Annotated in this window: 13 protein-coding genes; 9 read left to right on the top strand and 4 right to left on the bottom strand. The window is 43.9% G+C overall.

Annotation, left to right across the window (positions count from 1 at the left end):
- Positions 1 to 275 precede the first annotated feature (275 nt).
- Complete coding sequence (locus tag EIZ58_RS32415) at positions 276 to 476, top strand: cold-shock protein (RefSeq protein WP_134705184.1); 201 nt, start codon at positions 276 to 278, stop codon at positions 474 to 476.
- Between the two features lie 136 nt (positions 477 to 612).
- Entirely contained in the window at positions 613 to 1,551 is a 939-nt protein-coding gene (locus tag EIZ58_RS32410; RefSeq protein WP_134705183.1) for a DMT family transporter, read from the top strand.
- A 33-nt stretch (positions 1,552 to 1,584) separates the two neighbouring features.
- On the opposite strand, the gene EIZ58_RS32405 is transcribed toward EIZ58_RS32410, so the two are convergent.
- Positions 1,585 to 1,917, bottom strand: a complete 333-nt coding sequence (locus tag EIZ58_RS32405) for a MerR family transcriptional regulator (RefSeq protein WP_134705182.1) — start codon at positions 1,915 to 1,917, stop codon at positions 1,585 to 1,587.
- 154 nt (positions 1,918 to 2,071) lie between these two features.
- Here EIZ58_RS32405 and EIZ58_RS32400 point away from each other — a divergent pair, with 154 nt between their 5' ends.
- The 4 genes from EIZ58_RS32400 to wrbA all read left to right on the top strand — a co-directional run bounded on the left by EIZ58_RS32400 (position 2,072) and on the right by wrbA (position 4,971).
- Positions 2,072 to 3,145, top strand: a complete 1,074-nt coding sequence (locus EIZ58_RS32400) for an AbrB family transcriptional regulator (RefSeq protein ID WP_167578110.1) — start codon at positions 2,072 to 2,074, stop codon at positions 3,143 to 3,145.
- A 58-nt stretch (positions 3,146 to 3,203) separates the two neighbouring features.
- Positions 3,204 to 3,377: a hypothetical protein gene (locus EIZ58_RS34080; RefSeq protein WP_167578109.1), complete on the top strand. Its 174-nt coding sequence runs from the start codon at positions 3,204 to 3,206 to the stop codon at positions 3,375 to 3,377.
- Between the two features lie 144 nt (positions 3,378 to 3,521).
- A complete protein-coding gene (locus EIZ58_RS35295; RefSeq protein ID WP_134705180.1) occupies positions 3,522 to 4,049 on the top strand; it encodes a DUF1036 domain-containing protein in 528 nt (175 codons plus the stop codon).
- Between the two features lie 313 nt (positions 4,050 to 4,362).
- On the top strand, positions 4,363 to 4,971 hold the full coding sequence (gene wrbA / locus EIZ58_RS32390) for an NAD(P)H:quinone oxidoreductase (RefSeq protein WP_134705179.1): 609 nt from the start codon (positions 4,363 to 4,365) through the stop codon (positions 4,969 to 4,971).
- Positions 4,972 to 5,543: 572 nt separating this feature from the next.
- Here the strand turns inward: wrbA and EIZ58_RS32385 are convergent.
- From EIZ58_RS32385 to EIZ58_RS32375, 3 genes are all read right to left on the bottom strand, one after another.
- Positions 5,544 to 5,729 (bottom strand): hypothetical protein, encoded by a 186-nt coding sequence (locus EIZ58_RS32385; RefSeq protein ID WP_134705178.1) that lies wholly within the window; start codon positions 5,727 to 5,729, stop codon positions 5,544 to 5,546.
- A gap of 112 nt (positions 5,730 to 5,841) precedes the next feature.
- Entirely contained in the window at positions 5,842 to 7,143 is a 1,302-nt protein-coding gene (locus EIZ58_RS32380; protein ID WP_167578108.1) for a globin-coupled sensor protein, read from the bottom strand.
- A 171-nt stretch (positions 7,144 to 7,314) separates the two neighbouring features.
- Positions 7,315 to 8,670 carry a TrkH family potassium uptake protein gene (locus tag EIZ58_RS32375; protein ID WP_134705176.1) on the bottom strand — a complete coding sequence of 452 codons (1,356 nt, stop codon included), beginning with the start codon at positions 8,668 to 8,670 and terminating at the stop codon, positions 7,315 to 7,317.
- A gap of 136 nt (positions 8,671 to 8,806) precedes the next feature.
- Between EIZ58_RS32375 and modA the strand changes: the two genes are divergently transcribed.
- From modA to EIZ58_RS32360, 3 genes are read left to right on the top strand one after another with little or no spacing between them, the layout of a single operon-like run.
- Complete coding sequence (gene modA, locus EIZ58_RS32370; RefSeq protein ID WP_134705175.1) at positions 8,807 to 9,565, top strand: molybdate ABC transporter substrate-binding protein; 759 nt, start codon at positions 8,807 to 8,809, stop codon at positions 9,563 to 9,565.
- A 9-nt stretch (positions 9,566 to 9,574) separates the two neighbouring features.
- Positions 9,575 to 10,267: a molybdate ABC transporter permease subunit gene (modB, locus tag EIZ58_RS32365; protein WP_134705174.1), complete on the top strand. Its 693-nt coding sequence runs from the start codon at positions 9,575 to 9,577 to the stop codon at positions 10,265 to 10,267.
- A gap of 15 nt (positions 10,268 to 10,282) precedes the next feature.
- A complete protein-coding gene (locus tag EIZ58_RS32360) occupies positions 10,283 to 10,936 on the top strand; it encodes an ATP-binding cassette domain-containing protein (protein WP_134705173.1) in 654 nt (217 codons plus the stop codon).
- Positions 10,937 to 11,022: the final 86 nt, after the last annotated feature.

Raw genomic sequence — 11,022 nt, 5'->3', positions numbered from 1 at the left:
CCCTTATTGTATAAATGGTACTTTTTCAGTGCCCTCTAACAAAAAAGGGTGTGTTTTTTCCTAAATTTAGGATTAAAGAAACCTTGAACTATTTGCGAATTTATTATATAGTTATATATAAAGATAATTCAAAGTATAATTCCGTTGGTAAGTGTGAGATTCACATCTTAAAAAGGGTTATCACTTCGATGATCGCTCTTTTTAATATGTGAATTTTTTATTTTTAGTAAATAAAAGTGCTGCATATTTAAATTAAAATTTTGGAGGTTTTACACATGGAGAACGGAACAGTAAAATGGTTTAATGCAGAAAAAGGCTTTGGTTTCATCGAAAGAGAAGGCGGAGATGACGTTTTCGTACATTTCAGCGCAATCACTGGAAATGGATTCAAGTCTTTAGAAGAAGGACAAAAAGTTCAATTCGAAGTAGTTCAAGGACAACGTGGAGCTCAAGCTGCTAACGTAGTAAAGCTTTAATCGTTTTGAAACAGCCGATTATTCCGATCAGGGATAAACGGCTGTTTCTTTTTAATGGTTAAAAAAAGGATATTAGTTAAAAGGGTTTAATAAGTATAGGAAGAGTGAATTTTCTAGATAGAGGAAGTGACTGGAGATGCTTCAGCGATTTTGGAATGCTCCTTATCTCCTTTTGATCTTTGCTACGCTGTTTTGGGGAGGAAACGCTGTTGGAGCTCGATTTTTTGCTGGTTCCGTACCGCCGATTACGTTATCTCTCATTCGGTTGACCCTCTCGACTCTCATCATCCTTCCTTTTATTTATCCTCAGCTCAAGAGGGAATGGGGTATGGCAAAAAAGTACTACCGGTTGATTGTATTGCTTACCGTAACGGGAGTCGCTGGGTTTAACTTAATTTCCTACTGGGCTGCCCATTATACGGTTGCTGTAAATATTTCGCTATTAAATAGTACAACGCCCTTTTTTATGGTGATCTTATCTTATTTTCTGATGAAGGAAAAGATGAATCCCAAGCTTGTCATTCCCATTGGGGTGTCGTTTTTGGGGATTTTATGGATTATGACGCAAGGGTCATGGGAGAATTTACTGAGGTTGCAGTTTAATCGAGGAGATGTAATTATGCTGGTGGCCGTCCTTTTTTGGGCCATCTATTCCATTTTTATAAAGAAAACGGGGGGAGCCATCAGCTCGCTTTCGTTATTGGGCTATTGTTCTATTCTAGGAACCTTGCTTCTCCTACCAGCTTCCTATTTGGAACTGTTAAGTACTCCGATTAAGCAGATAGGACCGCAAGAGATTATTGGACTTGCCTATCTAGGGATCTTTCCCTCGATTGGTTCCTTTCTTTTTTGGAATCGAGCTGTGCTATTAGTCGGTCCATCAAGAGCTTCGATTTTTCAAAACTTAATCCCGATTTGGGGGGCGCTGCTTGCGTTTATCATCTTAGGCGAGAGACTGACAGGTGCTCATTGGATAGGGGGGCTTCTTGTGTTTACGGGTGTATTTTTAAGTAGGGCCAAGAGTAAGTCACAGGAGGCACCCTCCATGAATGAGCCATTGAGACAAGGAAGCTAAAGACGAGCCTAATCGCTCGTCTTTAGCTTCCTTTTACCTCAAACGGTTTCCTCTTTGAGATTGGTTGTTTTTATAGAAGGCAGCGTTTAATTGTCCTTGAATCATGCGATTGCGTTCTTTGCTCTCGAGAGCTTCCTTTTTCTTTTCCATTTTTCTGATTTCAAACGTTTGTAATCCATCTTCCATTTTATTGGCGATGTCGACGAGCTTCTCCACATCACTGAAGGAATACTTGCGAGTCCCTCCTGCTGTCCGTTCGGGAAAGATGAGCTGGCGTTCTTCATAATATCGAATCTGTCTTTCTGATAATCCTGTTAGTTCACTGACGATGCCAATGGTAATGACCTTTTTCTCTATATAAGACATTGTCTCTCCTCCTCCAGTTTATCGAGCGTTATGTAATATTATATAACACCGATAAGGAAAAATGAAAGAATTAAAATGCCTATTAGGCAAAAATGGATAATATCTTACTCTTGATGTAAATTATTATTACTAACCAAGAAATGAGAGAAAAATGATGAGAAACCAATATTTACGTATGCTTGAAACGATAGGGATCGCCGCAGTAGGGGGATTCGTTTTTTCGATGATCTCCATTCCCTTGCCTTGGTTATTGGGTCCCATTGCCTTCCTTTGTCTGTGGCGGGTTACGACTAAAAGAGAAATGTTTATGCCGCCTATTTTCTTTGAGAGTTCACTATTGGTGTTGGGATATATGCTCGGTGCCGCTTTTACCAAGGAAACGGCCATCGAAATCCTACATCAGCTCCCTTTTATGGCCATTGTTTCTTTGTTTAGCCTTGGCTTAAGTTTGGTCATTGGTGTCATGACGGCTCGCCGTTTAGATCTGGACCTAGCGAGTGTGATCCTGGGAAGCGTGCCTGGTGGATTAGCTCAGATGATTGTCATAAGTAGGGAGATCAAAGGAGTAGACCCGACGATTGTCGTGTTCATTCAGCTTACACGAGTTCTGTCTGTCATATTTCTAGTGCCCTTTATTGCTGTACAAGGGATGGGGAATGTTGAATTTTCCCATTCAGCTATGGCGACCTATGGGACGTTGCAGGAATATGGGTTTTACGGCTTGGTTTGTCTTGCAGGCTTCCTTGTTGGAAGACGAATCGGACTTCCGAATAGCATTTTAACTGGTCCACTCATAGCTACGGCTGTGGTCATGATCATAGGGGGGGGAGCAGCACCGAGTTTGCCGCCGATGATCATTCTTTTATCCCAGATTGTTGTTGGTATCCATCTTGGATTACAGGTTAAGCCCGAAATGCTAAAAAGTGCGGGTGTATTAGGCGCCTACTCATTTGCTGGAAGTTTATGTCTTATTCTTTTTTCCTTGCTTATGGCGTACGGACTAACCTTGATTACTCCCGTGGATCTTATCTCAGGGTTTCTAAGCACGGCCCCTGGCGGAATTGCCGAAATGGGGATTACAGCTACGGTCGTGAAAGCCGATTTGTCGACGGTTAGTGGGTACCAGCTATTTCGGGTTCTTTTCATCCTCTTCGTGGTCGCCCCGTTTTTACAACGTTGGGTGACGAAGAACCACCCTCCCACTACAGATTTAAGTACAAAGTCTTAATACCTTCTGAGCTGAATCATCATAGATTAATAGTAAGTGTGGTTGTAGGGGAGGGACTATGAAGAAAAACCTTTCGAAGCAGATTGTCCAGCTGAACAGTAGGCTTAACGTGATGAGGCAGGAGCAAAAGGAAATTATTCATTTATTGCGCAGGAGACTGAGGAAAATAGAAAAGTTACTAACGCCAGGAGAAAAGGCAAGCTTTAAAAGTCGAATAGTGAGGTTTAAGTAGAAGGGCATTAAGCGTGGATTCGCAAGTGGAATCGCGCTTTTTTTTGTTGTCTTTAAAAATCAGCTTTTGCTCGGATTTCCTCCTGTCGAAACGATTCATAAGATGTATAAGTATTGTAATCCTTGACTAAGGAGTGAATAAGAGATGGCGCTTAGGTTTAGAAACTCTACTCCCAATCCGGTATTTGTTGTCCTCGGCTACCAGAATCCAGCTTGTAATAACAATTTTGGAATAAGAGGTTGGTATGAAGTACCGCCTGGTCGGACCGTGAGTGTTTTTGGTGGTCGTGTCGGAGGTAGGAGTTTTTATTGGTACGCTGAGGATGACTTTGGACATGTGTGGGCTGGTCCAATCCCCCAAAACGTCCCTAATGAGGCTTTTGATATGTGCAGTATAGCGGCTTGCCCCCCTCCCCGCTGTAGAACAGTGGGATTTAGAACTATCAGATTTACGGGTACCTTTGATCCCATTACAACAATTGACCATACCATCAATTTGGTGCTGACTAGTAGTCAAAGAAAAGCTAAATCAGCTCATATTCGAGACGTATTGCCAACAAAACGGAAACTCAAATATCGAAAATATCGCCGTGGAATCATTAACAAAATAAAAAGACGGACGGTATCTCAATGTACGAAATGCAATGCTTGTGCTAAAAAACGGAAGCTGTAATTAAACAGGTAGTAAACCCATTAGAGATAGTGGGTTTATTTTTTGATTTTTAAGGTTTGTACCAATAAATTTTAGAAATGATGTTAGTGGAATAATGTCCATCTTATCAAGTATTCCCTCAAGTAACGTATTAGCAGAAAAGAATATATTAAAGTCATTGGGTTCAGAGTAACTTTTTAATTTCCCATTTGTAGTTTCTTGTCGAAAGGAAGTTTCTTGACAATAGTAAGTTAGTTAGTTATTATACTTACATAAGATTCTTTTCTTTAAATAAGTAAGTGGAATACATACTTTATCGAGGAGGGTTTCACACATGTCGATCAATTTGGCTGTTATTTATTATAGTTCTACGGGAACGAACTATCAGTTGGCTCAGTGGGCTGCTGAAGCGGGAAAAGAAGCAGGAGCAGAGGTCAAGGTTCTAAAGGTTCAAGAGCTTGCACCTGAAGCTGCGATTGCTTCGAATCCAGCTTGGAAAGCACACCTAGAACAGACTAAGGATGTTCCAACGGTAAGCTTAGATGACCTGGAGTGGGCAGATGCCATTATCTTCAGTGTACCGACTCGTTTCGGGAATGTACCTGGCCAGGTGAAGCAGTTCTTGGATTCTACGGGAGGGCTATGGTTCCAAGGCAAGCTAGCGAATAAGGTCGTTAGTGCGATGACTTCAGCTCAGAACTCGCATGGTGGGCAAGAGCAAACGGTGCTTCAGTTGTACACAACGATGTACCACTGGGGAGCTATTGTGGTAGCTCCAGGCTACACCGATGGATCTATCTTCGCAGCAGGCGGAAATCCTTACGGTACAAGTGTATCCGTGGATCAGGATGGAAACATGAAGGAAGATGTACTTGGCGCGGTTCAACACCAAGCGAAGCGTGTGGTTACCATTGCAGCAGGCTTAAAGAAAGGTTTACAATAGAACATAGGCAAGGACATACGAGGGATATTCCCATGTATGTCCTTTTTCTGATAGTTTGAGTGGGAGCTCATCGCAAGGCGAACCGCCCTGCGGAGTTTTTTCGAGAAATGAAGTAATTTGGGTCTACTTTTTAGAAGTGCAATCTAAACTTCTGTTTAGAGCCCTTCATTTCAAGCTGATTTTTTAAGTAATTTGGCTATTATTTTTCATCTATCCCTGTTTTCAGCCCTGATTAANTTTCATCTATCCCTGTTTTCAGCCCTGATTAACCTTGCCCGTGGTCGGATGGTCACGAAATTCCTGATTTGCTCACGGAAAAGTGACGGATGCTTACGAGTTGGTATCGTTTGCTCACGTACCTGGAACCATTCCAGCTAATCGCGGAGGTTTGGTCACGATACTCGGTGAGTTGCTCCCGAACCCGTAGTGGCTACAACTAAGATGAAGTAGTTGGATTTACTTTTCTCGGGAAGCGATCGGGCATCCCGGATCACCCTGTAATCAAGCACCAACTTTAATGCCGGGGATTTTCATATAAAATGACTCCAAGTAGCTGAGACACCATGCTATCATCAATTATCTGCTCTTCTGCTCCCTAGCTCCTCAAAGAGGTTCTTGAAGATTTGGAAGTGCTCATGCTCAGCTCCAGCTAGCCATCGGAGTTTATCTACTTCTTTTTCCGTGAGCGAACGATCCAGTCGGCTTTCCAGTAAGGTTAAGTAAGCCTCGTATCGTTCTTCCTGATTTAAGATGTTCAAAAGAACTCATCCTTTCTTTATAGTTTTGCCATTATCATTATTTCCTGTTGTGGGAGGTTTATGTTGGAAAAAGGAGAAAGGCTGCCTGTAGATCATGGGCAGCCCTTACTATTTATATCGATTGAGTAGAGTTGTTCAATTCTTCCGCAGACTGGGCCACTCTCGATGTAGCTTCTCCGATCTCTTGGATGACTTGGGATAATCCTTTCATCTCGGTTTCGACCTTCTGGATGTCATCAAGGCTTCGAGACATTGAGACCATAATTTCGTCAAAAGTCTGTCGAGTAGCGGCTGATTCTTGCTTGCCGGATTCGACTAAACCGTGAACTTCTTGAATGGACTGAACCACGGCCTGACTAAAGCTAGAAGACTGAACGATAAGGTGGTTGATTTGGTCTACGGATCGCTTAGTCTCTTCGGCAAGCTTACGAACTTCATCTGCAACTACCGCAAAGCCTCTTCCATGTTCTCCCGCACGGGCGGCCTCTATGGCGGCATTGAGGGCAAGAAGGTTGGTTTGATCGGCTATTTGCTTCACCATGGTTACAATGTCCCTGATTTTGCTGGAAGACTCGGTCAGGTTCATGACCGTGCCTTCCATGCTTGCTGTGCTTTCATAAATAGCAGTGATGCGCATTTCTAGGTCTTGTATTCGCTTTTGGCCGGTCTTGGCCAGCTCTTGGGTTTCCTTTGAGCGAGAAGAGGTGAGCTGAGCTGAATGGTTCACATCACTCGCATTGACAATGACTTGTTCTACGGACGCACTCGTTTGCTGAGTCAGGGCCGCTAACTCCTGACCCGTGACCGCAATTCTTTCTTTTAGATCTGCTTTTATCTGTTCATACTGAGCTTCCTTTTGGCGCAGGTTTTCTTTCTCGTAAGCCTCTAGCACCAGCTGCTGCTCGAAGTTAAAAATTTTGGAAATGACCTTTGTAATCAGACGTAAATCTTCTTTGCTATCCATTGTGTTATATACCACATCTACGAGGGTGTCCTGGAGGTTCTGGAAAGCTGCAATATACCACTTGGGGTCTAGTCCTATTTTCACATGGGTTTCCGCTACCTGAATTCGCTTGGCAACAAACGCGCTATCCATATTGCCGTTAAACATCTCGGAGAGGTGGGTGCGAAGGGTATTCCGCAGACGGTCTACACTGCTATTCTTTTGCACGATACTTTTTAGTTGATTGACATCGAGGATGGTCTGGTAAAAGCTCGTAACAACCAAATCAATATTTTCTTCGACAAGAGGCTGGATCGTCTTGATGATCTGTAGCTCATCTTGCGTTAATCCGATCATTTTCATCTGCTTCTGTAACTCTTTTTCTGTGATTGAGATACTCACCTTTTCTGCTTTTGCTTGCTCTGAAATGCTAGGGTGATGTTTGGGCTTGAAGCCAAAGATATTCGCCATGAATGAAAAAGGACATTTTCCCATATGAACCGTTTCTCCTCGATAGAGCTAGAATTAATGCTGGGACTATTATATCATCCGTTGTATAACTTTTGTATAAAGTTTTGTTAAAGTTTTCTTTAGAATAGAAAAAGGGCTTCAGCCTGATGAATCTGACTGAAGCCCATGCTCTCACCCTACAATAATTCGTTCCTTTGGATAGTGGAACCCGGTCTTTTTCTCGTCTCGCTTCAGCAGCAAGAGGAAAGGAATAATCCCTACCCGTCCGATGAACATGAGGATCATCAGCAGCACTTTGCTATAAGGTGAGAGGTGTGGGGTAATTCCCATCGAGGAGCCGCATGTCCCAAACGCAGAGGTTACTTCAAAAACAATCTGAATTAGGGAGAAAGACTCCACAATCATCAAAAAGAAAATTGATACAATGACGATATTCGTTGCAAAGATAAACACAATAACCGCCTTTTTCATATCTTCCGGATGAAGCTCACGATGAAAAATTTTAATTTCCGAACGACCTCTCATGTAGGTTACGATGGTAAGGATGATAATGATAAAAGTAGTCGTTCGAATTCCGCCGCCTACACTGCTGGGAGAAGCGCCAATAAACATTAGCATGCTAATAAAGAGAAGAGTCGGCTCAGACAATAGATTGGTATCTAAAGTGGCTAACCCGCCACTCCGACTCGTTACGGAGTTAAAGAGGGAGTAGAAAAAAATTTCATGCCAGGTTTTATCAGCGAAAAAGGAGTTCTGCTCTAACAGGTAGATGACAATGGCCCCAATCCCCAATAAAGAAAAATAAGTAAGGGTGGTGACCTTTGTAAAAAGGGAAAACTGAATTCGCTTTTTGGCCCGATAGTTCTTCCAGTTTTCTTTGATCTCGATAAGAACAGGGAAACCAATGGCACCTAACACCATCAGCAGCATATGGATCGTTTGGACGAAATAATCGTCGGCGAATTGTAACAGGGAATCGCCAAAAATATCAAAGCCCGCGTTAGTAAACGCACTTATCGAGGAGAAAAAGCCATGGAAGTAGGCGGTTTGCCACGTTGGATAATAATTAAAAAGATAAAAGTAAGTCCCAAGAATCATCATTCCAATAAACTCGATAATGAGGGCTAGCTTTAAAATCGTGAGCATAAGGGCTACAAGCCCAGATAAGGTAGAGCGGTTCTGGTCAATGGCGATCCAACGCCGCTGTTCTAGGCCAATCGAACGCCCCATCAAGATCCATAAAAACGTACCCAAGGCCATGATCCCAATGCCTCCAACCTGGAACAGGACGGTAAGGAGGATGCTTCCCCAAACATTAAACGTCTCCACTGTACTCACCACCGTGAGACCGGTTACGCTAATCGCACTAATGGCGGTAAAAAAGGCGTCCAGCAGAGATAGCTCCACTCCGGGCTTATGAAAAATCGGGATATATAGCAGCAAGGATGCGGAGATCACGGAAAAGGCGTAAAATAAAATAATGATTTGAACGGAGCTGAGTCTTCTTCTTCTATTCGACCATTCCAATGTAGACACCTGACCTATCTAAATTCGATACGTGAATTAAAACATTCGAGGGAATTAATGTCAAGAAATCCGTGGAGAATTCCTTTATGAAAAGCTTCCAAGTATAATGACAGAAAAAGATATGGGAGGGGACAGGATGAAAAAGATATTGATATCTTTTATATTGTTGATGTTTACCATAGCTTGCTCTACGCAGCAACAAGGACAGAAAGTGGAGCTGATGGTTTCTAGTGCGGCAAGTTTAACCGATGCATTACATGAGCTAAAGCCTCTATTTGAGGAACAACATCCCCATATCTCTCTGGTCATTAATTTTGGAAGCTCTGGTAAGCTTGCCAAGCAAATTGAACAAGGAGCCCCAAGTGATGTGTTCCTATCCGCAAGTAAAAAAGATATGGATACCCTCGAGGCAGGGGACTTCATTCGAAAAGAAACGCGAGCGGATTTTTCCAAAAATAAGCTAGTCCTGATCACCAACTTAGACAAGCCTATGGAGGCTTCCTCCTTTGAATCCATTCCGGTCGATCAAATCCAGCATATGGCCATTGGGGAACCGGATACCGTGCCTGCAGGACGATATGCGAAAGAAGCGCTAGAAAGGATTGGCTTATGGCCAGCCCTCCAAGGAAAGCTTGTGCTGGGGTCTGATGTGCGTCAGGTATTAACCTATGTCAGCTCAGGCAACGCGGATCTAGGCGTTGTTTATGCGAGTGATGCCGTGACGACGCCGAAAATTAAAATTCTCGCCGAGGCAAACAGCGATTGGCATCAACCGATTGTCTACCCGGGTGCTGTGATTACCGCAAGTAGCCATCAAGAAGAGGCCCAGGCCTTCATGACCTTTTTACTTGGGAAGCAAGGGAGAGAAACTCTAGTAAAGTACGGATTTGAGTGAGGACAAACGATGACGGAGATGACTTATTCGCCCTTAATACTTTCATTAAAAATTGCCGGAATATCTACTCTTATTGTCTTTATGACCGGTGTGTTTTTCGCCCGTTTGCTTGCTCGCCGGGATTTCGCCGGGAAAAGTGTGGTGGAGTCCATCTTTCTCTTACCTTTAGTGCTGCCGCCTACGGTTGTAGGTTTTGGGCTGCTTATGTTATTTGGCAAAAACGGACCGCTCGGAAGCTGGCTATTAGATTGGTTTAACCTCCAAATCGTATTTACGTGGCTAGGCGCGGTGGTGGCTTCCACCGTTGTAGCCTTTCCTCTTATGTATCAGAGTGCCAGTGCCTCCTTCAGAAGCATTGACGGAAAATTTGAGCAAGCCGCTCGCACCATGGGCGCTTCCGAGTGGCGATTATTCTGGACAGTTTCTTTTCCCTTAGCTTGGCCAGGCTTATTAGCTGGGCTTGTTCTTTCGTTTGCCAGAGCTCTTGGGGAGTTTGGCGCCACGCTTATGCTTGCGGGAAACATTCCCGGCAAAACGGATACCATTCCCATTGCCATTTATTTTGCTGTGGAAGCAGGACATATGGAAAAAGCAACTTTCTGGGTCGTTATCATTGTTGCCCTAGGCTTCAGCACCATCTTGTGGCTCAACTGGTGGACGAAGCGAAACCTGGGACGTTACACCCAGGATCAGCCTAAATAGGAGGGGGAAGATACGATGCTCTCTTTTAACATCAAAAAGAAGCTGCCTCATTTTACACTAGACATTCAATACAAAATGGAAAAAGACATCCTCGTCTTATTTGGCCGATCCGGCTCAGGAAAAACAACCGTTCTCAACTGCATCGCCGGGCTTGTCCAGCCCGATGAAGGAGCGATCATGCTGGGGGGCGTTTCTTTCTTCAATAGTTCATCCAAGGGGAAGAGTCTTCCCCCTCAGAAAAGAAAAGTCGGCTACCTTTTTCAGGACTACGCTCTCTTTCCCCATATGACAGTTGAAAAGAATATGCAGTATGGCATCACAGATAGAGGCCAAGGAACTCAAGTATTGGGGCGTCTCATCGAGGTGTTGGGAATCGGGCATCTGCTAAAGAAGTATCCACACCAAATCTCAGGAGGCGAAAAGCAACGCGTAGCCCTAGCCCGCGCTCTCGCGACCGAACCTTCTATCCTGCTCTTAGACGAACCCTTGTCCGCCGTCGACCAAGAGTCCCGACTTCAATACCAGGAAGAGCTTCTCCGGATCCACCGGATGTGGGAGATTCCTTTCATTATCGTTACGCATGATCGGATAGAAGCTGAGAAGCTCGCCGACACCATCCTTTTTATAGAAAAGGGCCACGTGAAGGAGAAGCTGGACTGCTGGAAGTAGGGTGACTCCCCAAAGTAGGTCTGGCACGCCCAAAAGTGGAGCTGGACGGCATCAATAAGCGGCTTTGATTCCCTGATTCGGGCCTC

It is taken from the genome of Ammoniphilus sp. YIM 78166, assembly GCF_004522215.1.
GTDB lineage: Bacteria > Bacillota > Bacilli > Aneurinibacillales > RAOX-1 > YIM-78166.
This window is presented reverse-complemented; position numbering and strand designations above follow the sequence as displayed.